Annotated in this window: 17 protein-coding genes and 1 pseudogene; 8 read left to right on the top strand and 10 right to left on the bottom strand. The window is 65.0% G+C overall.

Translation table 11 applies throughout. The features are described from left to right. Nucleotides 1-96: 96 nt before the first annotated feature. A complete protein-coding gene (locus tag ACQP2U_RS19700; protein ID WP_433715996.1) occupies nucleotides 97-588 on the bottom strand; it encodes an STAS domain-containing protein in 492 nt (163 codons plus the stop codon). Nucleotides 589-1362: 774 nt separating this feature from the next. Between ACQP2U_RS19700 and ACQP2U_RS19705 the strand changes: the two genes are divergently transcribed. Beyond that, the gene (locus ACQP2U_RS19705) at nucleotides 1363-2589 is read left to right on the top strand and encodes a glycosyltransferase (RefSeq protein ID WP_433715997.1); all 1227 of its coding nucleotides are present in this window, start codon (nucleotides 1363-1365) and stop codon (nucleotides 2587-2589) included. A gap of 243 nt (nucleotides 2590-2832) precedes the next feature. Here the strand turns inward: ACQP2U_RS19705 and ACQP2U_RS19710 are convergent, their stop codons facing one another. Further along, the gene (locus ACQP2U_RS19710; RefSeq protein ID WP_433715998.1) at nucleotides 2833-3423 is read right to left on the bottom strand and encodes a TetR/AcrR family transcriptional regulator; all 591 of its coding nucleotides are present in this window, start codon (nucleotides 3421-3423) and stop codon (nucleotides 2833-2835) included. Nucleotides 3424-3686: 263 nt separating this feature from the next. Between ACQP2U_RS19710 and ACQP2U_RS19715 the strand changes: the two genes are divergently transcribed. The 4 genes from ACQP2U_RS19715 (at nucleotide 3687) to ACQP2U_RS19730 (ending at nucleotide 7507) form a co-directional block, all read left to right on the top strand. Continuing rightward, entirely contained in the window at nucleotides 3687-5702 is a 2016-nt protein-coding gene (locus tag ACQP2U_RS19715; protein WP_433715999.1) for a polyprenyl synthetase family protein, read from the top strand. 203 nt (nucleotides 5703-5905) lie between these two features. Then, nucleotides 5906-6031 carry a hypothetical protein gene (locus ACQP2U_RS19720; RefSeq protein ID WP_433716000.1) on the top strand — a complete coding sequence of 42 codons (126 nt, stop codon included), beginning with the start codon at nucleotides 5906-5908 and terminating at the stop codon, nucleotides 6029-6031. Nucleotides 6032-6080: 49 nt separating this feature from the next. Then, on the top strand, nucleotides 6081-6686 hold the full coding sequence (locus ACQP2U_RS19725) for an ABC transporter ATP-binding protein (RefSeq protein ID WP_433716001.1): 606 nt from the start codon (nucleotides 6081-6083) through the stop codon (nucleotides 6684-6686). After that, nucleotides 6683-7507, top strand: coding sequence for an ABC transporter permease (locus ACQP2U_RS19730; RefSeq protein WP_433716002.1), 825 nt, complete (start codon nucleotides 6683-6685; stop codon nucleotides 7505-7507). Before ACQP2U_RS19725 ends, ACQP2U_RS19730 begins: the two co-directional genes overlap by 4 nt. A gap of 64 nt (nucleotides 7508-7571) precedes the next feature. Here ACQP2U_RS19730 and ACQP2U_RS19735 read toward each other — a convergent pair whose 3' ends face one another. From ACQP2U_RS19735 to ACQP2U_RS19745, 3 genes are all read right to left on the bottom strand, one after another. Further along, on the bottom strand, nucleotides 7572-9581 hold the full coding sequence (locus tag ACQP2U_RS19735; protein ID WP_433716003.1) for a polyprenyl synthetase family protein: 2010 nt from the start codon (nucleotides 9579-9581) through the stop codon (nucleotides 7572-7574). A 630-nt stretch (nucleotides 9582-10211) separates the two neighbouring features. Further along, nucleotides 10212-10448, bottom strand: a complete 237-nt coding sequence (locus ACQP2U_RS19740; protein ID WP_433716004.1) for a hypothetical protein — start codon at nucleotides 10446-10448, stop codon at nucleotides 10212-10214. A 290-nt stretch (nucleotides 10449-10738) separates the two neighbouring features. Then, nucleotides 10739-11137: a hypothetical protein gene (locus ACQP2U_RS19745; RefSeq protein ID WP_433716005.1), complete on the bottom strand. Its 399-nt coding sequence runs from the start codon at nucleotides 11135-11137 to the stop codon at nucleotides 10739-10741. 315 nt (nucleotides 11138-11452) lie between these two features. On the opposite strand from ACQP2U_RS19745, the gene ACQP2U_RS19750 reads away from it, so the two are divergent. Continuing rightward, nucleotides 11453-11896 (top strand): pyridoxamine 5'-phosphate oxidase, encoded by a 444-nt coding sequence (locus ACQP2U_RS19750; RefSeq protein WP_433716006.1) that lies wholly within the window; start codon nucleotides 11453-11455, stop codon nucleotides 11894-11896. An 825-nt stretch (nucleotides 11897-12721) separates the two neighbouring features. Then, nucleotides 12722-15154, top strand: coding sequence for a hypothetical protein (locus ACQP2U_RS19755; RefSeq protein ID WP_433716007.1), 2433 nt, complete (start codon nucleotides 12722-12724; stop codon nucleotides 15152-15154). Between the two features lie 99 nt (nucleotides 15155-15253). Here ACQP2U_RS19755 and ACQP2U_RS19760 read toward each other — a convergent pair whose 3' ends face one another. The 3 genes from ACQP2U_RS19760 to ACQP2U_RS19770 form a co-directional block, all read right to left on the bottom strand. Then, nucleotides 15254-15394, bottom strand: coding sequence for a hypothetical protein (locus tag ACQP2U_RS19760; protein WP_433716008.1), 141 nt, complete (start codon nucleotides 15392-15394; stop codon nucleotides 15254-15256). A gap of 80 nt (nucleotides 15395-15474) precedes the next feature. Further along, on the bottom strand, nucleotides 15475-17313 hold the full coding sequence (locus tag ACQP2U_RS19765) for an AMP-dependent synthetase/ligase (RefSeq protein WP_433715866.1): 1839 nt from the start codon (nucleotides 17311-17313) through the stop codon (nucleotides 15475-15477). Nucleotides 17314-17426: 113 nt separating this feature from the next. Continuing rightward, nucleotides 17427-18917 (bottom strand): GNAT family N-acetyltransferase, encoded by a 1491-nt coding sequence (locus ACQP2U_RS19770; protein WP_433716009.1) that lies wholly within the window; start codon nucleotides 18915-18917, stop codon nucleotides 17427-17429. Nucleotides 18918-19205: 288 nt separating this feature from the next. On the opposite strand from ACQP2U_RS19770, the pseudogene ACQP2U_RS19775 reads away from it, so the two are divergent. After that, nucleotides 19206-19475 (top strand): annotated as a pseudogene (locus ACQP2U_RS19775) (glyoxalase/bleomycin resistance/dioxygenase family protein); the annotation flags it as partial. Nucleotides 19476-19551: 76 nt separating this feature from the next. Here the strand turns inward: ACQP2U_RS19775 and arsA are convergent. Together arsA and otsB are read right to left on the bottom strand one after the other, a co-directional pair. Beyond that, nucleotides 19552-21330 (bottom strand): arsenical pump-driving ATPase, encoded by a 1779-nt coding sequence (gene arsA, locus ACQP2U_RS19780; RefSeq protein ID WP_433716531.1) that lies wholly within the window; start codon nucleotides 21328-21330, stop codon nucleotides 19552-19554. 251 nt (nucleotides 21331-21581) lie between these two features. Continuing rightward, nucleotides 21582-25580 (bottom strand): trehalose-phosphatase, encoded by a 3999-nt coding sequence (gene otsB, locus ACQP2U_RS19785; protein WP_433716010.1) that lies wholly within the window; start codon nucleotides 25578-25580, stop codon nucleotides 21582-21584. Nucleotides 25581-25657 lie beyond the last annotated feature (77 nt).

Raw genomic sequence — 25657 nt, forward strand, 5'->3', positions numbered from 1 at the left:
CCGCCGAGGATGCGGCGGGCCGCGTCGGACGCCACCACAATCCGGATGGTGCTGTCGTTTCTATCCGCGCACCCATTTCGAACCGCACTCATGTCTTCACACGTGACCGTGCCGCTTCGCCACTTCACGCAGTGCATCGTCGAGATTGGTGAAGGTGTCGAAGCACGCTGACATACCGCTGGCCGCGATCACACGGTCCACGCACACGGTGCCGGTGACGAGGTACATCTCGTGGGTGTGCTGCGACCACACCCGCGCGTCGTCGAGCACCTCCATTCCTGCCACACCGAGAAAACCGAGTTCGGACAGGTCGATGATGATGGTCGGTGCAGCAGTGTGCAGCGTTGCGAGCAGTTGCCGCTCGAACTCCGCCACGGTGCGCAGGTCGACCTCACCCAGCACGCTGAACAGCGTGACACCGATACACGGCCGCGTTCGGACGACACGGACGTGGGCAGTCCGTGGTCGGCGGCCGACGTCGGGCGGCGAAGATATGCCCCTGCGTGCGAATTCCGGAATCGGGGGTCCGACCAAGCCTGTATCCGTCGGATTGCTTCTTGTCACCGGAATCAGGTATTTGGAAGGCATAGCGTGAATCCCGCATTCTTCTCGCACCCGCGCGATAGATATGGGCCGAAGATTCCTGCCGTCCAGTTGTCCATGGCCGCACCTGGGGGTGTTTCCGAGGTCCAGGGTTGTGTGTTTCAACCCCAACTGATCAGATCCTCACCTTGATCTTACCGCGCTGGCAGTACGGGCGTACCAGAGGAAACCGAGGGGTTCGAGCGGTAGCGCGGGACGGATTTCGCGCTTAAGCAGCAGTGGGCTGTATCCCAGCTGGCAGATTTGCGGGCCCGGGAGGCGTTGATCCGCGACGGCGGGGCCTGGTAGCGATCGATTTTCTCGACCGACTTCGTCTGGAACGCCGCCGACCGGGACGGCATGGTCTATGACGCGACCTGTCTGCCATCAGCCAATGAGGGCATCCGTATCCGCGCGCCACACGCTGGGCGCGAATCCGCCTGATATTCAGGCGATTCCACCGCAACCGTCGACCTTGTGCCTAGCCGGAACCACGACACCAAGCATGCTCCTTCGCCAACCTGGGGTGTCTGGTCAGTCGGGTGCGGACAGCGCTGGAGGTCTCCATACGGCGCGGTAGCCGGCCTCGGCGACGATACCCGTGACGGTTCAGTCTGTGGAGGCTGTCCGTCCAGAGTGGACGAGAAGTGGCGAAGACCAGGAGACCCAACTCCTCCCCACTTCAACATATATCGGAGTGGGGGGCTTGCGGCAAGACCCGGGTCATACCCCAGAATTACCGGCCGAATGCCAGAATCTGCGGAAATGGGGAGTTGCGAAGTGCGAGTGTTGTTGACGACGTGGGGATCGCGCGGAGATGTCGAACCGCTGGCGGGACTGGCGGCGGCGTTGCGAGAGCTGGGCGCGCAGGCGCGGGTGTGCGCGCCGCCGGACGAGGAGTTCGCGAAGCTGCTGGAGCGTATCGACGTGCCGCTGGTGCCGCTCGGCCCGACGGTGCACTCCATCGTCGCCAACCCGAAGCCGCCGACGGCGCAAGACGCGTTCCGGCTCGCTCCCGCGTTGGTCGCCGCGCGGTTCGAAACGCTCACCGCGGCGGCTGAGGGATGTGACGCGCTGCTGGCCACCGGACTGATGCCAGCTGGCGCACGGGACGTGGCCGAGAAACTGGGCATCCACTACGTGCTCGCGTGCTTTCACCTTCTCGGGCTGCCGTCGCGGCGCTTCCCTCCAGGAAGACGGCCTGGCACACCGTCCCCGCAGGAGGAGACCGACAACCGGGTGCTGTGGGAGCAGGACGCCCAGCGGGTGAACGCCTTGTACGGCGAGGCGCTCAACAGCCATCGGGCGGCGATCGGCCTGGCACCGGTGGACAATGTGCGCGACCACGTCCTTACCGGCCAGCCGTGGCTGGCGGCGGACGAGACGTTATGTCCGTCGCACGGCATGACCGACCTCGACGTCGTGCAGACCGGGGCGTGGATCCTGCCCGACGAACGCCCGCTCCCGGACAAGCTGGAGGCGTTCCTGGCCGCCGGCGCGCCACCGGTGTACGTGGGCTTCGGCAGCATGGCCGCGTACGCCCCGAAAGATATCGCCCGGGTGGCCATCGAGGCGGTCCGCGCGCAGGGCCGCCGGGTCCTGCTTGCCCGCGGATGGGCCGAGCTGACCCCGATCGACGACGCCGACGACTGCTTCGTTCTCGGCGAGGTCAACCAGCAGGCGCTGTTCGGCAAGGTTGCGGCCGTCGTGCACCACGGCGGCGCGGGCACCACCACGGCGGCCGCCCGGGCCGGTGCGCCTCAGGTGGTCGTGCCACAGATCGCGGACCAGCCCTACTGGGCCGCCCGAGTGGCCGAGTTGGGTATCGGTGCGGCACACGCGGGCTCGACACCGACCGTCGACTCCCTGTCCGCCGCGCTCACCACGGCCCTGGCTCCTGAGACGCGAACACGAGCCAGGACCGTGGCCGGCGCGATCCGCTCCGACGGGGCAACGGTGGCCGCGAAACTGCTCATCGACGCAGCCAGCCGGACAAGCCGCCCATAACCATGTGAACCGGACGGAATCGTCGAGCCGCGCCAGACAAGCTCGAGATCCAACTGGTAGAGCCGGTTCCCATGGGCGGCTCGACAATGGGCAGAGGATTGGTGCGTGGGGCGGAACAACGTCCTGAAACACGGCGAAGCGGGTGCTCGCCGATCTGGGACGGCGGCAACTCAGGTCATCGCGGCACTGTGATGACGGGGCGACCGGCGCGGTGCATGGCAGGGGCCTGGCGTTTCGAGCCGCTTACGGGCTCGTTGGCTTCGTTGGGGTGTCAGCGATCCGGGCGATGAGGAAGTCGAGCCGTTCCTCCTGTCCGTCTGCGGGGATCCGGCCGCTGTCCGACAGGACGGCCATACCGTGCAACGCGCTCCAGATGACTTCGGCGAATAGTTCGCGTCGCGTGTTGTCCGGCCGGAAGCAGCTCACGAACTCGTCGAAAGCAGCCCGCAGCGGGGCCGGTGTTTCGGCGCTCGCGAACTTCAGATCGGTGGGCAGGATGAACATGGCCTGGTAGAGGGCAGGTCGATCGGTCGCGAACTCCAGGTAGGCGCGGCAGACGGCGCGCAGGCCCTGTCCAGGGTCGGCGCCGTGCCGGGCGCGGCTCAGGTGGGCGGCGAGTTCGCTGAAGCCGTCCAAGGCGACGGCGCTCACGATCGCGTCCTTACCGTTGAAGTGGCTGTACAGCACCGGCTGGCTGTACTCGACACGTTCAGCCAGCCGCCGTGTCGTCACTGCCTCCCAGCCCTCGCTCTCCGCGAGTTCCCGCGCGGCCGTGATGATCAGCTGATGACGGTGGGCGCGTTCACGTTCGCGGCGCTCGCTGATGGCGGACATGACGACAGCATAGCAACGCTAGACATTCTGTCGAGGGTAGAACGCCGCTCTGGCGTCACCGGGCAGTGGATGCGATCGCCGAGGGAGGGAAGCCTCCATGCTCGCCCTGGCGTTCCAGCCAGCCGGGCAGCGACTCCGGTCGCGGACATGCTCGCCAGTGGCGTCAAAATTGCCTGATACCAACATTTTCCGCGCGCTATGGTGTCAAATTTCAACTGCATCAACGGTATAGCTGACCGATGCCACTACTCAGGAGCGTGCGCGTGCCAAGTGAGATCGATTCCGCGGTCTTTCCGCAATTGGATGCGGACCTGGACCGTGTCCGTGATGTGCTCGGGCCCGTACAGTTTCGTGGCAGGCCCGAGCTGACCGCACTCACTGACGAGGGCGAGAACACGTCTCGTCGGCTGGTGCGTCCTACGCTGACGTTGCTGTCGTACTACCTGCTCACCGATCCCGCGACACCGGCAGATCACCGGGCGGTGCGAGCCGCGGCCGGGGTGGAGTTGCTGCATCTGGGATCGCTGTATCACGACGACGTCATCGATCATGCCGACCAGCGTCGCGGCCATCCGAGCACCAACGCGGTGTGGGGTGCGCATATGGCTGTACTGGCTGGTGACTGCGTGACAACCTCGGGCACACGGATGCTGGTCGAACTCGGCCATCGCGAAGTGTCCGCGGGGTTGATCGCGAGTGAGCAGATGTGTGCGGGCATGGTGATCGAGGCCGCCGATGAGTATGTGGCCTCCCGCAGTGAACAGTCCTACTTGGAGTCGATCGGCGGTAAGACGGCGGCGTTGCTGTCGTTCGCATGCCGGGTCGGCGCGATGCAGGCCGGTTGTTCGGACGAGCAGGAGCAGGCATTGGCCGAGTTCGGTCGATATTTCGGGCTGGCCTACCAGTTGTGTGACGACATCCTGGATTTGACCTCGACCGCCGACGAAATGGGCAAGCCGGTCAATACGGATCTGTTCGAAGGCATCTACACACTGCCCGTGATCCGTGCAGCTGCCCGCGACCAACGTCTTGCCGGCCTGCTCGGTCGGCGAATGACGCGGGAGCAAGCCGCACATGCCCGTGAGCTCGTAATCGCCTCGGGCGCCGTGGACGAGGCACAGGCGGTCGCCGACGAATTCATCGACCAGGCTCAGGACCGGCTTGCCGGTCTGCCCGCTGACTCTCGCGTTCGCCATGCGATGACCGGTTATGCCCGGTCGGTACTCGATCGGCGAACTTCCCGTCCGGCCGTTTCGGGGCCCTCGACGCCGACGTCCGAGGCCAGGGGCGAGTCGGTCTCGCCGCAGGCCATGTCATGGCTGAAAAGCTTCATGATGGACACCGGCCTGATCGTCTCCTCGGCCGAGTTCGACCACAACCACCGGTGGGTGGGAGTGTTCCGGTTGCCGACGCACCAGTTCTTGCCCCCGGCCGACGCAGCTCATGAACAGGCCTTCGTCGGCATAACCACCCTGCTGGCTGTATGGGATGACCTGTTCGATGATCCACAGCTGCGGGATCCGGAAACTGTCACCGCGCTGCGGCGTGGCCTGGTGGCTGTGCTGCGCCAGGATCCGCAGGCACCGTGGCGGTCCGGCACGATCGCGTCGGCATGGGCGGGTGTGTGGCCGCAGGTGCGCGAGGGCCGCACCATCGAGTGGCAGGAGCGGTTCCTGGAAACCGTCGGAGATTGGTTCGAAGCCTGCGAACGCGAAGCGCACCACCGTATCAACCGCTACGTCCCCACCACGGCTGACTGGCTACCGCTGCGGAACTCGACCGGTGGGTTCGACATCGCTGCCGTCGTTCTGGAGGTGCGCCAGGACTGGGAAGTGCCGTCGACGCTGCGGAAACACCCGGTGGTTCGCCGTCTCGAAGAACTTATCTCCTGGGTGGCCATGGCGGAGAACGATCTGGTGTCACTGGAACGCGACGAGGCCGACCATATCCCCTACAACCTGGTCAGGGTGGTCCGTCGGGAAACCGGGTGCACCCGCAGTGAAGCCGTCGAGCAGGTGCAGCGTCAGGTGGATGAGAGACGCGCTCGGATCGATGGGGTGATCCGCTACCTCCCCGCTCTGCTGCGCGTACTTCCGGGTATATCCGGACGAAGGAAGGAGTACGTGTCGCTCTACGAGAGCATGCGAGATGCGGCATTCACGGCGCGGCTCGCCGATCGGTACACGCAGAGTTCGGCCTCGACAGCACCGCATTTGGAACGCTTGCGCGGTGAGCTCTACTACTACCCCGCCGCCGATTCGGCTCGAAGCAGGCCGTAAACCCTTGCAGTCGCGGCACTTTACTGTTCCTCTGACTCCCCGGACCCCGTCGGCCCAGGCCGAGAGCCGGTTGCCGTAGCTGCTGTGCCTGGCTGACGAACATTCTCTGGCGTGATGTGTCAACAACGACGGTTGGTGAGACAAGCTGAACCGCAGAATATTTCGCTTTTCGACCTCGAATTCGACGCGTTGCCATCTGCCGAATGGCGAGTATATACGTGGGTGCAGGTCGGGCCCGCTCCATCAATGCGTTCGCCGAGGCGGTAGGCCAAGTCTTCATAGTGCGCGAATTGCTGGTCGCCGCACGGATTTTCGTCGCTGGTTGGTAGCATGCGAACGGTTGCCGGGCCATGCATCGGCGGCAGGCAAGGGGCGAGGATGGAAGTGGAGAACGTCCACCACTCATACGGCAGGCGGTCGGTACTGCGTGGCATCGATATGGTGCTGCCCGCGGGGACACTGGTGGGTATCGTCGGTGAGAACGGCGTGGGCAAGTCGACGCTGTTGAAGGTGCTCTCCGGAGAACTGCGACCGGATCGGGGAACGATCCGGCACCGTGGGCGGTTCGGTTACTGCCCGCAGCAGGTCGTCCTGAACGACGCCTTCACCGTACGCCAGCACCTGGACTTGTTCGCCGCCGCTTATGCCGTACCGGATCTGCGGCGGACCGAGGAGACCATGGAGATCCTCCGGTTCTCCGAGTACACCGGTGAGCGGGTCGCGACGCTGAGCGGCGGCACCCGGCAGAAACTCAACCTGACATTGGCGGTGATGCACGACCCGCAGGTTCTGCTGCTGGACGAGCCATACCAAGGTTTCGACTGGGAGACTTATCTGCGTTTCTGGGATCTGGTCACAGAATTTCGTGACACCGGCCGGTCCGTTCTAATCGTCTCGCATCTGGCTCACGACACCGACAAGCTGGATCAGGTGTGGCGGTTGCACGACGGGGTCCTACAAGGCAGGCAAGAGAAGGCTGGATGAGCAACGGTATGCGCTTGTTTCTGATCGCGACCCGCTACGGTCTCATCGAGCACGCACGTAACCGGTTCGCTATGCTATTGGTGGCCGCCTTCGTCCCCATATTGATCACCCTGGTGCGAGTGGCCGTCACCGATATCGAGGTACCGTTCCGGCTTCGAGACACCGGTCTCGTGCTGCGCGCCAACGGCAATCAGCTCGCTCAGCTCAGCGGCGCCCTAATGGCGGTCTCACTGATCATCGGGTTCATGATGTTCGCGGCGACTTTCAGCAGTGGTGCATTCGATCGGCGACTTTCGATGGCCGGGTATCCCCGGGTCGCGCTGGGGCTGGCGAAGATCGCCTGCCTAGTGGTCGCCTCCGTGGTGGTCTGCGCGTACGCCACCGCGATCATCTGCTGCTATTGGTCGCCTCGTCAACCTGTCCTGGTCGCCGCGGCGCTCTTCGGCGCGGCGATGACCTACGGGGCGCTGGGTGTCGCGCTCGGCGCGCTGCTGCGCCGCGAGGTGGAGGGCATGTTCGCCATCGCGATGATCAGCTGCTTCGACATGGCCGTGCAGAACCCCATCGCCAGCATCGGGGCAGACAGCGAGCTCGTGCGCTGGCTGCCCTCCTACGGGGCAATGCAGGCTTCGACGGCCGCCGGTTTCTCCGATGCCACGCCCTTCGGGGGCTTCGCGGTGCAACTGGCCTGGTTCGCCGCGAGCGCCCTCGTCGGACTGGTCGCTTTCCATCTGCGCACCCGCTCGTCCCTTCGATCCACGATGTGGATCCGCATCCCCGGACCCCGCATCCCCGGAGCGACGAGGTCTGGGCAGCACTGAGGGGTGTCCCGCGCGACCAGGACGGTGGATTGCGCGGGACACCCTGATTGCCGGCTGCGGCGGCTTACGGCGCGGTAGTAGCCGGTTCGTCGGCCCGGTAGTAGATCTCACGGCGCAAGCGTTCCAAGTCCGGTGCTGCGGAAGCGGAGGTTGGCTCGTACCGATCGCTCTCACGACCCCAGAGCCCCACGTTCGTCATATTCACGTACATCTCCGCGTAGTCCTTCCCCTCGCCCGACAGGCCGGGAAGCACGCGCAGGAGCGCGGGGACGTAGCGGATCAGCGCCTCGAGCTGGGCGCGCTGATCCGCTACCTGGCTCTGCACCTGCTCGACCGCGTCGCGGCGGGTGCAGCCGGTCTCGTGACGGACCGCCCGCACCAGGTTGTAAGGGACTTGATCTGCCTCGTCCTGATCCAGTCCCACCAGGTCGTTCTCCACGAAGGTCACCCAGAAGGCGAGTTCCTCGAGACGGCGGATCACGGGGTGGTTGCGCAGCTTCAACGGCAGTTCCCGGTCCTGGCGCACCTCCATGCAGGCGATGGCAGTGTCGATCCCACTGGTCGACATCCGTAGCGGCAGATAGTCGGCTACGGAGGGGATATAGCCGTTGATGCGATGGTGCGCTTCACGTTCGGCGGCTTGGAACCAGTCCTCGATGCCGTCGAGGAACCGCTCCTGCCAGCGGGTGCTCCGGCCCTCCCGTAGGCGCGGCCACAAACTCGCCCACGCCGTCGGGATCGCACCGGACCGCCACGGTTTCTGCGGGTCCTGGCGCAGCATTGCCACCATGCCACGCCTCAGCGCGGTAACGGCTTCGGGGTCCCTCAGCTGCGGGTCCTCGAAGAGGTCGTCCCAGGCAAGGACAAGCACCGCCATGGCGTAGGCGGTCTGTTCACGGGCCGGGTCCGCTGCTGGGGCCAAGGATTGCGCTGGGATCCTGATCGCTCCCATCCACCGGTGGTAGTCGGCCTCGGCCGTGGAGACGGCAAGTCCGGTGTCCACCATCCAGCTTCGCAACCATTGTGCGAGCTGTGGCGAGAGCCCAGCACCGTGGGCTCGGGATGACCGCGTCGGCTGCCGGGGCACCGCGGGACCAGGAGTGCGCCGGTCGAGTATGGACCGGGCGTAGGCGATCATCGCCTGGCGGGCGCGTGGGTCGACGGGCACACTGGCGAGCTGCCCGCCAGCCTGATCCATGAATTCATCGGCCCTGGCCCGTGCTTCGTCCACGGCACCGGAGGCGACGACGAGCTCACGGGCGTGTGCGGCTTGCTCACCCGTCATCGCTCTGCGCAGCAGGCGGGCAAGATCCTGGTCGCGGGCAGCCGCGCGGATCACGGGAAGTGTGTAGATGCCCTCGGACAGATCCGCGTTGACGGGCTTACCCATTTCTTCGGCGGTGGAGGTCAGGTCGAGGATGTCGTCACACAATTGGTAGGCCAATCCGAAGTATCGGCCGAACTGGGCCAGCGCCTCTTCTTCATCCTCCGGCCGACCGGCCTGCATCGCGCCCACCCGGCACGCCAGCGACAGCACCGCCGCAGTCTTGCCATCGATCGCGTCCAGGTAGGACTGCTCGCTTCGGGAGGTCACGTAGAGGTCGGCGGCCTCGATCACCATGCCTGCGCACATCTGCTCACCCGCGATCGCCCCCGCGTGAACTTCACGCCGACCGAGTTCGGCCAGCATGCGCACGCTCGTGAGCATCACCGAGTCCCCACCCAATACAGCCATATGCGAACCCCACACCACGTTGGCACTGGGACGGCCACGACGCTCGTACGCGTGATCGACGATATCGTCGTGGTAGAGCGAGCCCAGATGCAGCAACTCGACGGCAGCAGCGGCGCGCACCACCCGGTCGTCGGCCGGGGCAGCGGGATCGGCGAGCAAATAGTACGACAACAAGGTCAAAGTAGGGCGGACCAGACGGCGAGAGGTATCGGGTCCTTCGTCGGTGAGCGCGGCCAGTTCGGGCCTGCCCTCCAGTCGAACGGGTCCGAGAACATCACGGACGCGGTCCAAGTCCGCATCCAGATGTGGGAAGACGGTCGCATCGATTTCACGTGGCACGAGGGCGCTCCTGACTGGTTACATCGTCATCTGCAACACCATTGAACAGTGGAATTGGACACCAATTCACGCGGAAGATGTTGGTATCGGCCAATTTTGGTGCCTGTGCAACGTATGCGTCGCTGAGTGGCGAGCGCCGTCGCGCACGAATGTGTCCCGGATCGACATTGTCGAGCTGGTCGATCAGCAGCGGAGAACGTCTCCGAGCAGCCGCAACGCCTGGGCCCGGTATGTGGCGTGCGGACAACCGGCGCTCTTCGTATCAGTGTCCTGCGGATCCGCAGCCACCGTGAAATCGCTGCTAGGCATGACATCCCGGTGTAATGCGTGGTCGCCCGGTTCCGCTCCAGCGCGGTGTGCAGCAGGTCGAGCGTGTGGGCGACGTCGATCGGCGGCGACGGTCCCGTATCCGACGATGAGACCGTCGCTCATGCGATACCGGGAGATCAGGAAGATGCCGCTGCCGTCCGCTCGGTCGGGATGTTTCGGTGGTACATCATGTTCGATGTGTCGAGGCTGGCGGGTGATCGGCATCGTGTGCCGACGGACAGGCAGTGGGATTTGCTGGGTACGGAAACCGTTGACAGGCAGGTAAATCGAAGTTGACGCAGGCGTGGTCACGGGTACTCGTCACTTCACGAGCGGGCACTTGGGGTCGTGGATCGCGATCGTCGGCGAGCTCATCTCACCCTCGACAAAGCGGGTGCTGCCGGAGAGCATGCCTGGATCGCTTTCCATCGCAGATCCCATGCAGGCCAAGCGGTACTTACTCTCGACATCGTGCGGATTCGCCGGCGTTCCGATGACTCGGGACAGATAACGGCGGACAACGTACCGAGCATCACTATCGGTGAAAGTGTCACTCACTCCGGTTGCGTACACCCTCGGACACGCGTATTCGTATTCGAATCGCGAGCGTGCTCAAACAATGGATAGCGCAAAAGGATCGGACAATGCCATCGATAATCTGGAGAGTGACGTGTATTTCGCGGTGCTGCGCGGCGGAAGTCCGCTGGAAGATCCCGGCAGCATAGCGCGCCGGTCCCGCTGGGCAACGCCCGTGCGAGCCTGCCGGGCTCATGTCCTAACTACAGCGATATTCGCTGGCGAAGTATGTGGGCGGCGCTGACACGGGTTACTCGGTTATTGCGCTGCCATCAATCAGAGCCCGGCATTTGGGTGCCCAGCGCGGTTGTGGGGACACCGTAGGGCAGAAACCGCACGCGACGGCGTTCGTCGGTATTGTCGCGATGCGCACGCAAGGCCTCGAGCTCGCTCGGAAAAACCTGCTCGACCCTGGCCTCGCCGGCCTCATCGATGCTGTAGATGGCCCACACTCCACTTCCGGTCTCGCCGGTGGTCTCGCCCTCCGGTTGTGGTGGCCGCTGGCGCTGCGGCGGACCGAACTGACCCAGCAGCGACGCCAGCGTACTCACGGTTGTGCGATCGATGTACCCGCTGGCCCTTCCGAGGAGGTCACGGAATTCGATCCCCGCCTCGCGCAGCGCGCGTTCGAATTCTTCCGGATCGATCCCGAAAGGCCTGTCGGATGCCATGACATTGCTCCTAGTTGAATTCGGCGCTACACTTTCAGTGTCCTCGCGTAATTCCGACTTCGCCACGTCCGGCAATGATCTCTGCGCGACGCGGCGAATTCGTCCCACTGGATCGGCTGTGTCGGGGCGCGTGTCGGTCTTCAAGACCACAGTGACGATGTCGGGTGACGACGACGCTCTTCGAAATCCGACCGGTGCCGCCCCCGGAGACCATGGCTTTCGCGCACTGGGATAGGCCTGGTGGACGTAATGAGATTGCACGGGACTCGGCATCGGAAGGTCCGCATCGTCGCCCGCGGTCCGTAGACTTCGGCCGTGACTGATATCGCGGACTTTGCTCGGCTGATCGCCGGCGATCATGGCCTTTGTGTCGTCTCGACCTCGCGGGCCGATGGCACTGTTCAGTCCTCGCTCGTCAACGCAGGTGTGTTGGCGCACCCGCAGACCGGCGAGCCCGTGGTGGGCATGGTAGTCCGCGGTGGTACGCGCAAATTGGACAATCTCCGGTTTCGGGCACGAATGACCGTTGTCGTCCGTGTCGGATGGGCGTGGGCGGCCGTTGAGGGACCGGTGTGGATCGCGGGTCCCGACGACCCGATGCCGGACATCGATGCCGAACGGCTGCGACAGTTGCTACGGGAGGTTTTCACCGCGGCGGGTGGCACGCACGACGACTGGGACGAATATGACCGGGTCATGGCTGCCGAGCGCCGAGCAGTCGTTCTCGTCGTCCCTGATCGTATCTACGGAAACGGCTGAGGCGGCGAAAGTGCAGGCGGCTATCCGCTGCCGCCTGGAGCCGAGGGCGGCGATGTTGATCTGGCAGTCGGTGCCGAACCAGGCGACGTAGGTAACCCCTCGATGGTCGCGATGGCGGGTGGCGATGGGCTGATATCGGCACACCCTCGGCGGGGTGGATCACCAGATGGTCGACGCCGTTGTCGACCAAACATGAGTTCCCCCGATATATTCCCGGAGCTCACACCACGTATTGAGACCCTAGGTTCCGCGGCATGCGAAGTCAGGATTTCGTGTCGGCCAGTGGACCGCATTGATGAATAGAACGGTTGGCATCGACTCTCCGTCACGTCGGTGCGCTCAGTCGGCTCGGTCTCGCTTTCGATGATCCCGACCTCGGATTGGTCAGGTGCTCAACGGGATTCGTTCGCGAGTAGGTCGAACTCGGCGAGGCTGACCATTGTTGCTCGAGCACCTTGATCCGTTGACCTGGCCTTCAACAGGGCCGCTACAGCTAGGACTGCGCTACTGCGGCTTGGAGAGCTGACTCGATCAGGTGCGGCCGGTTCGCCCCGACCGAGTTTTCCCCGACGTAGCAACATGCCAGCATCATCGGTTTACCGGAGTCGTGCGTACGCAGTCGCGCGACGGGGTGCAACCGCTCGAAACAAGCCAACTCGACGTTACCGGCGTTTCGGGTTACAGATCGGTGTCCAATGCGCACTTCTGTTGAATTCCGTACCAGCACCGCTGGATTCGGAAGCAGCAACCGCCATCCCGTGCGACGCTGTAGGCCCCCGCGGCTCGAACCGGGGAACTATCGCAGTGTTCGAAAGGGCAGACAATATGACAACGACCGACGACCGGGCGCAGACCATCGACGACGCGGCCGCCGCCGAGGAAGAGACGACAGCTACCGACGGCGAGGGGGCCGTGACTGAGCCGGAGACGGCCGCTGCGGCCGAGGTCGACGCGCCCGCCGCAGCGGGCGAAGCCGTGCTCGCTCGAGGCGAAGTGGCGGCTGCCGAAGGTGAAGCGGCGGTTGCTGAAGGTGAAGCGGTGGTTGCTGAAGGTGAAGCAGCGGTTGCTGAAGGTGAAGCAGCCCAGGAGATTACGGTATCGGCGGCTGAACACGATGTGGCGGCCGAGTGGGACCCAGCAGCTGCGACTGAGGATACCGAAGCGCCCCGGAGCGAATCAGCATTTGCTCAGAGTGAAGCGGCGGTAGCCGAGGGCAAGTCCGTCGCCGATGCTGAGGCGGGAGCCGTAGCTGAGACGCCCGACGTCCGTGAATCCCCCATCGCCGAGAGCGATCCGGTTGCCGAGGCTGAGATGATCACCGAAACTGCGGCAGTCGAGGGTGCGGCAGTCGCCCAAGATGAGCGCACGACCGAAGATGAAGTGCCGCAAGTGAACTCGAGAGTAGAGGTCGAAGCCGAGATTGCCGACGCAGCCGAGGAAGCGGAGGTGAGCGGCGCCGAAGACGAAGCCACCGTCGAGGCTCAGCCTGACGCTGAGGCTGAAGTTGCGGTGCCGGTCGCGGAAGCCGCCGCTCTTGCCGCCGAGACCGAAGCGGATACCGCAGCCGAAGACCAACTGCCGCGAGTGGACTCGAGAGTGGAGACCGAAATTGCGGTTGCCGACGCGGCCGAGGAAACGGAGGCGAGCGGCGCCGAAGACGAAGCGACCGCCGAGGCTCAGCCTGACGCCGAGGCTGAAGTCGTGGCGCCGGTCGCGGAAGCCGCCGCTCTTGCCGCCGAGATCGAAGCAGATACCGCAGCCGAAGATGAAGTGCTGCAAGTGGACTCGAGAGTGGAGACCGAAATTGCGGTTGCCGACGCGGCCGAGGAAACGGAGGGGGCGGACATCGAAGACGAAGTCGTTGCCGCGAGTGAAGTTGGCGTGGCCCAATCTGACGCTGAAGCTGAAGGATCGGCCGAAGGTGCGGAGTCGGCGGCGCAGACGGCTGCCGTTGCTGTGAATGAGGGCGAAGCGGTCGCCGAAGAAGTGCTGGAAGCCGAACCGGTAGTCGATGCCGAAGCCACAGTCGAGATCGCCGAATACGCCGACACCGGCGAAAGGGGGCGGACGGTGGCCGAGGAGATGGGCAGTGCCTCGGCTGAAGCAGAAGCAGAGCAGGTTTCTGCGCCGGTTGTGGCCGCTGAAAGCGCGGCACCCGCATACGGCGAGGGGCCGGCCGCGGCTGAATCAGTTGTGGGCGAAGTAGCCGACGAAGGACATGCGACCACTGCCCCCGAGGCGGAAGAGTCCGGAGTGATAGGGCTGGCGGCCGAGGCAACTGCGGCGGAGTCACCCATTGTGGAAGCAGGGGTCTTCGAAGCGGTCGAACATGGACAGGTAGTAGCCGAGGACGAGCCACCAGCGGTGACCGAAGCGGAAGCGGAATCTGCGGCACTGGGTGTGGAAGCAGCCGAGGAATACGCCGCAGCTGACAATGAGGAGGATGTCGAGACCGAAGCCTCCGTCGAGGTAGCGGATGCTGAAATCGAGGCGCAAGCTGACGACGAGACGCTGGCCGAGGTGGGTGACATCGAGGTCGCTGTAGAGGGCGTCGCCCAGTCCCTCGAGGCGGAAGCGAGCGCTGAAATACAGGCGGTGGTCGAGGAAATGCCAGCGTTTGCGGAGGCAGCAGAGCCGGATGCCGAGGGTGAGGTTGCGGTGGCGGAAGCTGATGAAGTCGCCGAGGACCAGACCGTGGTCGAGGTGGGTGACATCGAGGTCGCTGTAGAGGGCGTCGCCCAGTCCCTCGAGGCGGAAACGGCCGCTGAAGTACAGGCGGTAGCCGAGGAAGTCATTGTGGTTGCGGAGGCACCAGAGCCGGAGGCCGTGGCAGACGTCGCGGAACCCGACAAGGTAGCCGAGAGCGAAACCGCTAGTGCGGTCGAGCAAGACGCTGACGAGGGCACGCCCACTGAGAGGGAGGTAGCCGCAGCGACAGACGGCGGGACAGGCGTCGAGCCCGAAGAGGAAATGGGCATGGTGGCGGTCGGAGCAGAGGGCCTGGTGACCTATTCGAGTTCAGTCGTCCTGGCCACCGAGAAACCGGCGTCCGGCGGTACGGGTGCAGCGGCGAGGATCACCGACCATGCAGCGATCATCAGCGATCAGGCGAGGATCATCGCGAAACTTCGACGGCGGGTGATGGTGCTCGAAACCATGGTCAAAGCGCAGCAAGCCCAAGCCGAATCGCTGGTCGGACTCGCCGCGACCTATCGGAACGAATTGACCAGTCTCGCAGCTGATCTCATGGATCTCTGACCTGCCACTACGAAAACACCGGGAAGTGCCCGCACGCTCGAAAGGCCACGGCGCTTCCCGGCCCACCGTCCCCTGGGACGGGCAAGTACGAACACTGCATCACAGCAGACTCGTCAGGCACTGAATCGCGGTCGCGGTGAACTCTCGCGCGCCGATGTCCACGATGTGCCCCTCGGCCATGAGATCCCGGACGAAGGGCAGCAACCTGCCAGCGGACAGATCTTCCTTCGAATCGACCACCGTTCCACGAAGATTCGGTCGCGCTGGCGGTGTCGGCGTGCCCTAACCGCCCATATGAGAAGCGTAGGTAGCGATCGACTTCAGTGATAGAGGGTGTCGATGCTGTCGGCGAGGTTCTCGACGACTATCTTGCGGCGAAGTTTCATGCTCGGTGTGAGATCACCTGCCTCGACGGACAGTTCGTGGTCGATGATGTCGAATTTCTTGACCTGTTCCCAGCGATCGAGTTGGGTGTTCAGTTGGTCGACATAGGCGGCGATGACGTCGTGGGTCTTTTCGTGCCGAGCGATTTCGGCGAGCGGTCTGTTGGCTAGGTCGTGCTTGCCGGCCCATTCGGTGATGGCCTGGGCGTCGAGGCCGACCAAGGCGACGCAATAGGGTCGTGTCTCTCCGTAGACGATGAATTCCGCTGCGTATGGACACATTCCCTTGAATGTGGCGGCAATCGCGGAGGGCGCGACGTATTTGCCTTGCGAGGTCTTGAACAAGTCTTTCTTGCGGTCGGTGATGTGGAGGAACCCGTCTGCGTCGACCTCGCCGATGTCGCCGGTGCGGAACCAGCCGTCCGCGTCGAAAGCTTCGTCGGTGGCGTCGGGGCGGTCGTGATAGCCGCTCATCACACCCGGGCTTTTGATCAGGATCTCACCGTCTTCGGCGATCTTGACCTCGGTGCCAGGGAACGGTTTGCCTACGGTTCCGAACCGGTATGCACCTGGGCGGTTGATGAACGAGGCGGCGGCGGTCTCGGTCAGGCCGTAGCCTTCGAGCACGATGACGCCGATCGCGTCGAACCATTGCGCGACATCGCGGTCCAAGGGGGCCGATGCCGAAACGAAGTACCGCAGCCGACCACCGAAGTGTTCACGGACTTTGGAAAGCACCAGCCTGTCGGCAACTTTGTGCTGCAGTGAAACGAGAGGCGACGGTTTCTCGCCGGCTTGTGTGGCACGCGAGACCTTCAGGCCGACCCCGATCGCCCAGTCGAAGAGCTTCTTCTCGAGCCCGCCTTCTTCGGCCATCATGCCCTCGATCCGGGCATGCGCCTTTTCGAAGATGCGCGGGGCGGCCGCCACGATGGTGGGGTGCAGTACCGCCATGTTGTCCACGATCTTGTCCACCCGGCCGTCGATCGCTGTGGGAAAGCCGATCAGTGGTGACAGCGCCAACATCACCTTGCCGAACGCGTGGGACAGCGGCAGCCACAGAAAGTTCAGGTCGTCGGGGCCGAGCACGTTGACGGCGTCGATCGCTGCGGCGCTGTAGGTCCATGCCGAATGCGGAAGCCGAACCCCCTTCGGAGTGCCCGTCGTCCCGGAGGTGTACATGATGCTACCCAGATGCGTGGGCCGGATCCCGCGGATGCGGTCGGCGACCGCGTCGGGGGATTCGGCGAGCAGTCCGCGTCCGCGCTTTTCGAGGTCGTCGAGAGTGATGACCCAGTTTCCGTCGCCCTCGCCATCGACGATCACTACCTGTTGCACGTCGGGCAGTTCGACGCGGTGTTCGATCAGTTTGTCGAGCTGGGTCTGATCCTCGGCAATCACGATACGGCTGCCCGAGTTGGCGACGATGAACGCGACGCCGGTGGCGTTGGTGGTTGGGTACACGGTGGTGGTGGCCGCACCGGCGCACATCACGGCGAAGTCGGCGAGCACCCATTCATAGCGTGTGGACGATACGAGCGCGACCCGGTCTTCGCCCTGGATTCCCAGTGCGATCAATCCGGCGGCGAGGATATCGACGCGGTCGCCGAGTTGCCTCCAGGACACGCTGGTCCAGCCCTTGCCGTCACGGAATCGGAACGCCTCCGCGTCTGGAGTCGCGGTGATGCGGTCGACCAGCATCTGGGCAACCGAAGACGCCCGGTCCTCGATCTTGCTGAGATCGGAAAGTTCCTCTGATTGTTGGAGGAACGTCATCACTTCATTCTACCGAGTCCCGACCGATCGATGAGGCGCTCGAACGAGAAAAGCGTGTACGTGCAGAGACCGGCATGGTTCTCGGAAAACGCTCTGGACGCGGATGGCTGACGCTACGTTCCTTGGCGTCCTTTTCGGATTGTTCGGCGGGCACTTTCCTTTTGCGGGAGTACGGGTGTTTCCAAATCTTCCTGTTCGTGGGCGGCGAGTTCGAGATCGAAGTGCACGGTGGCACCCTCGTATCGAAGCGCGTCACTCCACCCCTGCTCGGTGATGATGGCGAGCATGAGGGTGTTCTCCGCCAGTATTTCCGCCGTCAGATGTGCCACCCCGTGGAGGTTCGCAGTCGCGCCCAGTCGCCGGACAAGCAATGTGCCGATGCCGTGTCGCTGGTCATGCGCATTGACGACTAGCGCCATCTCCGCGGTGATGTGTCCCGGGGTGGTGCCGGTGACGACGTAATAGGCGACCCCGATCAGGTCATCACCATCGAAAGCGCCGAGCGCGTGGTGCGTGGAATCATGGCGGCACAGTTGATCCGAGAACTCATCGATATGCTTCGGGCGGGCACTGAAAAACCGGAGATAAGCATCGTGCGGCGACATCTGTTCGTGCAAAGACGCGACCGCGTCCCGGTCCTCGGGTGTCAGCGTACGGACGGTCATCCCGGAAACCGGCGTGGCAGTCGGTGCCGATGCGGTACGAGCGGTGGTTGCGGTCGGATCCGCGTCGAGGCCCACCGGAGGTATCCGCGACGGACATATCATGACGGGGCATGGGCTGCTGCGGAGCAGGTACGACCTGAAACCGGGCGCTTCCGAGACAGGTGTACGGCCATCGGTTCCGGTGACCACCAGTTGCGCACCGGTCGCATCTTCGGGCAACACCCGATGCGAAATGTCGGCGGGGGCGGACACAGTGACGTCGGGGAAGACTTCGTGTGCTGCGGCTAGATGGGCGTCGAGGGAGCCGCGCTCAGTTGACGCGACTGGAACGGGTTCTGCGCGGGTGTCAGCAGCGGCCGTATCGGATGCTACCGATCGGGCGTAGACGGCGATGACCGGTGCACCGAACAGGTTGGCGTAGCCGAATGCGGCGAGGGCGGCATCGGCGCCGTCGACGTAATCGTCCTCGGCGAGGACCACGGGGCGCTGGTCTGGGAGCTGCCCGGGCTGTCCCCGCCAGAAGGTTACCGGGCAAGTGGCACACTCGCCGACCGTTGTTGTGTGGAAGGTGGCCGCTGACACGTCGAGTGTTGGCACGTCGAAATCACCGAAAACAATCATCCGGGCGTCCGCTCCCACACAGGCGAACGCCTGCTGGACCGGTCCGTCGATCGACTCGCCACTGAGCTCGAGGTCGGGATAATCGCGGCGTACTGCCGCGATGGCGTCGTCGACGACGGCTGCAGTCTCGGGCTGGGCCCGGGCTGGCCGATCTGGTGCGGTCGCTGGAATGCCCGCCGACAGGTCATAGGCGAGGTAGACGATCCGCAGGGGCCAGTGCAGCTGTTCGGCGAGGCGGGCGGACCACATGGCGGCGGCGTGCCCGATTGGCTGCTGGTCGACGGTTACCACGATCGGGGAATGCCCATGTGCGGTCATGCGGTCCTCCCGTCGTCCTCGCCTGTTCTCCGCCACCGGCCGTCGGTGGATCAGTGGCTGGGTCAAGCCGGCGTGGCGCAACTCGCATCGATGTAAAAAGGGGTCCTCGAGCGAGTTCCGCCAGCTGTCAGCGTGGCGGGGCGCGTTCGCCAATCCATCGCCCGTGCCGGCGAATGTGCTGGCAGTAGGTAGAGCTTTATGGCTCCTTGATTTCAATCGGTGCCCGCACTGGGCAGTAGGGCCTACGGTCCTTCCTCCGAGGACTCCGGTCCTTGATGTCGCCCCCGAACCTCGAAGTCGGTCGGCACCACGTGTTGCTTCGCGACGCAGGACAAGGTGTGGGTGACCGCGCCCGACGCCGAGCGGTGGGAGGTGTACACGGTGCTTGCCGACAGCGAAACCTTCGGCACCGCATCCGAACTCGCCGCCAACTCCGCTGATGCCGAGGCGGCGGCCGTGTGTTGCGGTAGCGCCGAGGAGGCTGCCGCCGAGGGCGCGTGCTGCGGATCGGCCGCGGAGGAACAGGCGGTCGCCTCGGGCGCCGGCTGCTGCGGCTGACGTAACCGGGCCGAGCGTGACCCCCGCGACGGCCGCGCCTGCCGGGGTTCTCCTCGGCGGTGGGCCCTGCGGTGGGTCAGGCGGGCGAGGCGTGGGGGGATCGTCGTCCGGTCGCGGTGTGGGTGAGTGCAGTGAGAGCGGGGATGCCGACGGGTTCCTCGGCGAGTGCGGGGATGACCGCGTAGCGGGTGGTGTGGGTGGTGACCTGGTGGATCTGGTCGAGTTCGGCGGCGGCGCGGCGGCGCAGGAGCGGGTCGGTGGGTGCGGCGGCGGCGAGGCTGTTGTCGATGATCCAGGCCCAGGGGTGGATGCCGGCGCGTTCGAGGTCGGTTTGCAGGTTGGCGGCCTCGAGGACGGGGGTGGTTTCGGGCAGGGTGACCAGCAGGACTTTGGTGGCTCGGGGGTCCTGCAGTCGCATGAGTGGGGTGATGAACCGGGTGCCGGGCGCCATCTGGCGCGCGATGTCGCGGTGGTAGGAGCCGGTGGCGTCCAGCAGCAGCAGGGTGTGACCGGTGGGCGCGGTGTCGATGACGACGAACCGGCGCCGGGATTCGGCGATGACGTGTGAGAAGGCCTGGAAGACCGCGACTTCGTCGGTGCACGGGGAGCGCAGGTCTTCCGCGAGAGCGGCACGACCGGCGTCATCGAGCCCGGCGCCTTTTCCTGCCATGACACGGTCTCGGTAGTCGGCGACGGCTTGGGCGGGGTCGATGCGTGAGACCTGGAGGTGTTCGAGGCTGCCGGCGATGGTGTCGGCGAGGTCACCGGCCGGGTCGGTGGTCGACAGATGCACGTCGTGGCCACGCTCGGCCAGCGCCACCGCGACCGCGGCGGCCACGGTCGTCTTGCCGACCCCGCCCTTGCCCATGCACATGATCAGGCACGGTCCCTCGTTTTCGATCTGCGCGACCAGCCCGGCCAACGGCGCATCGGCCACCGCCGCCACCTGCCGGGCCCTCACGGCACCGGTGGTAGGCGGGGTGGGATCGAACAGGGTCGCCAAGGCGTCGACACCGACGATGTTGGTGGCCTCGAGTTCGACCAGATCCCGCGGCAATTCCTCCACGCTTGCGGGCATGGCCTCGATTGCGGCGCGCTCGCGTCGGCGGGTCGCGGCCACGAGCGGGTCGCTGGAATCGAGGTTGTCGGGCAGCACGCCGTTGATCACCACATACTGGTCGGCCAGCCCGACCGTGGCCAGTTCGGTGCGTGTGCGGGCGATCTCGGCCAGCGTCGACCGTGACGGGCGCGCTACCAGCACCAGACGGGTGCGGTGCGGGTCGGCCAGCGCGGCGACCGCGGCGGCGTAGACGGTCTTTTGCTTGTCCAGTCCTGAGAGCGGGCCCAAGCAGCTGGCGTCGCCGCCGCCGGTGAGGAATTCGCTCCAACTGCCCGGCAACTGCAACAGCCGGATGGTGTGTCCGGTGGGCGCGGTGTCGAACAGCACGTGATCGTAGCCGCTGGTCTCGTCGGTGAGCAGAGCGGTGAACTCGTTGAATGAGGCCACCTCGGTCGTGCACGACCCCGACAACTGCTCGGTCATCGACGCGATATCCGCCTCCGGCACGACATCCCGCATCGGCGCGAGGATCCGCTCCCGGTAGGCGGCCACGGCCTGCTCCGGATCGATCTCGAGCGCCCACAACCCCGGCACACCGGCAATCGCGGTCACCTTGTTGCCGACGGTGACGCCGAATACCTGCCCCACATTCGACGCCGGATCGGTCGACACCAGCAGCACCCGCCTCCCCGCCCGCGCCAACGCCACCGCCGTAGCGCACGCGATCGACGTCTTGCCCACTCCCCCCTTGCCGGTGAAGAACACGAACCGCGGCACACCGGCCAGAAACTTCATCTCATCCACCGTGTCCGACACCTCCACACAGCCGACGCCCGGCCACCCGAACCTGTGCCTCATTCGATCGCACTCCCGCCCCGCGCGGCAGGGCCGAACGTCCCGCAGGGCGCGGGCCGACCGTTGCCCATCATGTCGACATCCGCCGATATCGCTGCTCATCGATACAGCCTGATCGACAGAGTCGCCCGTTGTCCCAGGACCGCGGATGTCGAGACGATCACCGCCTCGTGTTCATCCGCTTCCAGGAGTTACCGGCTGGCGTAGATCTGGGGTCGCGCCGACCTCCGCTCCACCCGAAAGGTCCAGCCGGGCGCGAGCTGCTCTACATGGCCTCGGCATTCGATTTCGATCGGCGCCAACTCACCCGGCTCCGACCGCACTTCCACGCCGTCGCCGCTGATCCTGATGGTCAGCCGGTGACCGCGGTAGCTGATCGGGAACTCCAACGAACCCAGGAATTCGGGCCAGTGTGGCGTGAATATCAAACGCCCGCTACGAGTTTCCATCCCGGTCAAACAACGTTGCACCAGATCGATGCTGCCCGCAATCGCACCCAGGTGGATACCTTCGGCGGTCGTTCCGCCCTGGATGTCCCCGATATCGGATTCCAGGACACTGTCGAAGAACTCCAAGGCGCGGTCCCGGTTGGCACGGGCCAGCACCCAGGTGTGTACGACACTGCTCAATGTCGACCCATGTGAGGTGCGGGCGAGGTAATAGTCGATGGTGCGTGGGATCATCTCCCCGGGCAGGTCGTACCCCAGCCGTTGCAGAATTTCTCGGAGTTCGTCCGAGGACAGCAGGTAGAACAGCATCAGCACGTCGGCCTGCTTCGCCGCCCGGTATCGGTTGACGTCGTCGCCCTCGGCCTCGAGGATCCGGTCCAGCCTTCGGATGTCACCGTAGCGCTCCCGGTAGCGGTCCCAATCCAGTTCCCCCAATTGGTCGTAGCCTTCGAACTGGCTGATGACGCCGTCGTGGAACGGCACATACATGCGGCGGCTGACCTCGGCCCAGTGCGCCGGCTCCGATGCTGCGACGCCGAGGGTCTCCATTAGTTCGGCGCGATCGCGCGGCGTCAGCAGCTCCACTGCGTCGAGCGCCCGCAGAATCACCCAGACCGCCATGACGTTGGTGTAGGCATTGTCATCGATGCCGTCGTCCGGAGCTGCCGGATAGCCGGAGTGGAATTCGTCCGGGCCGATCACGCCACGAATGCGGTAACGGTCGCGCTCGGCGTCATAGGTGGCGATGCTCGCCCAGAACCGGGCGATCTCCACCAGCATTTCGGTGCCGTATTCGGTGAGGAATTCGCGATCACCGGTCGCCTGATAGTAGTGCCAGACATTGTAGGCGATCGCGATGCCGATGTGCCTGGCTCGATGGCTGGGGTCGGGGTTCCAACGCCCGGACCGGGGGTTGAGATGCATCTGCTGGCTTTCCTCGCGGCCGTCGCTGCCGGACTGCCAAGGGAACATCGCACCTGCCCAACCGTTTTCAGCCGCGGCGCGGCGTGCTTCGGCCAAACGGCGGTAGCGGTAGCGCAACAGCGATCGGGTCAGGGCGGGGAAACGCAGATTCAACACCGGGAATACGAACAGCTCATCCCAGAAAACATGTCCGCGATAAGCTTCCCCGTGCAGGCCCCGCGCCGGGACACCCACGTCGAGGTCGGCGGTGTTGGGGGAGAGTGTCTGCAGCAGATGCAGCAGGTGCAGGCGCAGTATGCGCACGGCGTTCTCGCGGTCTTGGAGATCGATACGCAACCTGTCCCACAGGTGCTCCCACGCCGCCGTATGCCCGTCCAGCAGCGTCGCGAAGCCGGGCTGGCAGCTCATCCAGCGGGCGGCCTCCTCCTCCGGAGTGGAGCTCGCGTGGTCGCGCCCGGTGAAGACGGTAATGACCTTTTCCAAGATCGCCGCAGTCCCGGCGGTCATCTGAATATCGATATCGTGTCCGATCATGCCGTTGTGCTCGACGAGTTGTCCTGTGCCGGTGATCGTTTCCCCGTCTCGCTGAATTCTGTTGCGGGCCGCCATCGCCACTGGAATCCGAGAACGGCTGGTCTGCACGACCAGCAGTACCGAATCGGTGGACAGCTTCGTAGCCAACACCGGGGTGAGATGGTCACCGGACAGGGCCCGATAGCGTTGCACCAACGAGTTCTGTACGGCGCCGTCGAGTGTCGAGCGGATCACCAGCCGTCCCGACCAGTTTTCGGCAACGATCGTCGTCTCCATGGCACATACGTGTGACCGGTGCATGGCGGCGAACCGTCGCTGTGTGACCCGCGTGATCCGCTCCGCGGTGTCGCGGAATCGGAAACTGCGGGTGAGCACTGCTCGGCGCAGATCGAGTTCTTGTCGGTAGGACAGCAATTCGGTGGTGTCGATGTCGAACCATTCTTCGTCATCGATTCGGAACGACACCGGCAGCCAGTTCGGCAGGTTCACCAGGCTCTCATTGTCCACCGTTCGCCCTGCGAGCTTGTCACTGCGACGGTCGTAGATTCCGGCCACGTAGGTGCCTGGATAGTGGTACTCGCCGGCTCGCGATTCGGGTGCGGCACCGCGAGTGGCGAAGTAGCCGTTGCCCGCCGTGCACAGTGCTTCGCGCAACTTCTCGGTGTGTGGGTCGTACCCGTCGAAGACGAGTGTCCACGCATCGGCCGTTGCCGAGTCGGATGCGCGAGCCAGGGTCCCCGCCATCCGGTCGAGGAGCTCACGGGCGCGGCCGGGACCGTCCACCGCGAATCGCGCCGCCGTGCTCCGGTCCCCGTCCTCACTGTGACGCACCACGATTCCGATCCCGTGCGAGGCGACGGCGTCGAAGCCATCCTCGTCGGTGAGATCGTCGCCGAGATAGATCGGCAGTTCCGGGCCTTGCAGATGATTCAGGATCCAGTCCAGAGTTCGCCCCTTGTCCCAATCCACATCCGGGCGCAACTCGGTGACCTTTCGGCCGTTCGTCACTCGCAGCCCGCCCTGCTGCGCGACCGCGTGCACCGCACCGATCGCCCGGGCGACGACTTCGGGCGCGGCGTTTCGATAGTGCATCGCGACGGCGAATCGCTTGTGCTCCACCCGAACTCCGGGAATATCGGCGACCCGGCGGCCGAGTTCTGCGGCCGCTGCGGCGATCGCCTGTTCGGCGGCCGGTGCCGCATCGTGCACGTGATAGCTGCCGTCGGGGGCGACCAGTTCGAAGCCGTGGCTTCCCGCATACCAGATTCCTGACAACCCCACCCGCTTGCGCAGATCGGTCAGATCGCGGCCGCTGACGATCGCGACCGGGCATACGTCGGCGAGCGCGGTGATCGCCGCAGCGGCTCCCTCGACCAGGGTGGCGGTATCCGGGTCCGGAACGATCTCGGCGACCGTCCCGTCGAAATCCATCAGTACGGCCACGTTCTCGGTATCGAGCAGGGCGGAGATCCGGGGCCAGGACTCCAGCGCACCCGTAACCTCGGACATGTGCCGGAATCCGGCACGCACGCGGACCTCGGCCAGATCGGTGACCACCACATCGGCGCCTTGGGAATGCAACTGGTCTGCGTGCCCGGTCCGGTCGATGCCGATCACCAAGGCGAACCCACCCCGTCGACCGGCGGTGACTCCCGCTTCGGAGTCCTCGACGACGACGGTCCGGCTCGGATCCGCACCGAGCCGGCGCGCGGCCTCGACCAGGGTCGCCGGGTCGGGTTTGCCGGTCATTTCCAGCTCTTCGGCGACCGTCCCGTCGACGCGCACCGCGAACAGATCGTCGACACCGGCGGCCTCGAGCACTTGGGCACAGTGGCAGCTGGCTGAGAAGATCGCCGTACCGAACCCCGCATCACGCAACTCACGCACCAGCGCGACCGTGGACTCGAAAACCGGGACTCCGTCGCGGGCCAGCCGGTCCCAGAACAGATGATCCTTACGATTGCCGAGACCGCAAATGGTGGCGTCGTGCTCCAGATCGGACGGGTCACCCCAAGGCAGCGAAATTCCGCGCGACGCAAGGAAATCCGCCACACCGCTGTAGCGCGGTTTACCGTCCACGAAACACTGGTAATCCGCCTCGGTGAACGGTGATCGGTGCTGGCCCGGCTCGGCGGGGTGTTCGGCGAGAAATGCGTCGAACAGTTCGGTCCACGCGGCGGCATGCATCGACGCGCTGTCGGTGACCACCCCGTCCATATCGAAGATCACCGCGTCGTGTCGGCGGACATCTATCACCGGTGCGGGCTCTCCGCTTGCTCTCACCTATTCAGACTCGGGCGATCCGTCCCTGTGATCAAGGGCCAGAAGTCCCGGTGTGGTCGCGGCGGCAATGACGTCCA

It is taken from the genome of Nocardia sp. CA-084685, from assembly GCF_050955785.1.
Classification (GTDB): domain Bacteria; phylum Actinomycetota; class Actinomycetes; order Mycobacteriales; family Mycobacteriaceae; genus Nocardia.

Bases quoted from the DNA above. Each gene is read 5' to 3' on its own strand.
- ACQP2U_RS19700 (WP_433715996.1), bottom strand. From the start codon at position 588: ATGCCTTCCAAATACCTGATTCCGGTGACAAGAAGCAATCCGACGGAT.
- ACQP2U_RS19710 (WP_433715998.1), bottom strand. From the start codon at position 3,423: ATGTCCGCCATCAGCGAGCGCCGCGAACGTGAACGCGCCCACCGTCAT.
- ACQP2U_RS19765 (WP_433715866.1), bottom strand. From the start codon at position 17,313: ATGACGTTCCTCCAACAATCAGAGGAACTTTCCGATCTCAGCAAGATC.
- ACQP2U_RS19745 (WP_433716005.1), bottom strand. From the start codon at position 11,137: ATGGCATCCGACAGGCCTTTCGGGATCGATCCGGAAGAATTCGAACGC.
- ACQP2U_RS19720 (WP_433716000.1), top strand. From the start codon at position 5,906: ATGGCGAGTATATACGTGGGTGCAGGTCGGGCCCGCTCCATCAATGCG.
- ACQP2U_RS19725 (WP_433716001.1), top strand. From the start codon at position 6,081: ATGGAAGTGGAGAACGTCCACCACTCATACGGCAGGCGGTCGGTACTG.
- ACQP2U_RS19755 (WP_433716007.1), top strand. From the start codon at position 12,722: ATGACAACGACCGACGACCGGGCGCAGACCATCGACGACGCGGCCGCC.
- arsA (WP_433716531.1), bottom strand. From the start codon at position 21,330: ATGAAGTTTCTGGCCGGTGTGCCGCGGTTCGTGTTCTTCACCGGCAAG.
- ACQP2U_RS19730 (WP_433716002.1), top strand. From the start codon at position 6,683: ATGAGCAACGGTATGCGCTTGTTTCTGATCGCGACCCGCTACGGTCTC.
- ACQP2U_RS19770 (WP_433716009.1), bottom strand. From the start codon at position 18,917: ATGACCGCACATGGGCATTCCCCGATCGTGGTAACCGTCGACCAGCAG.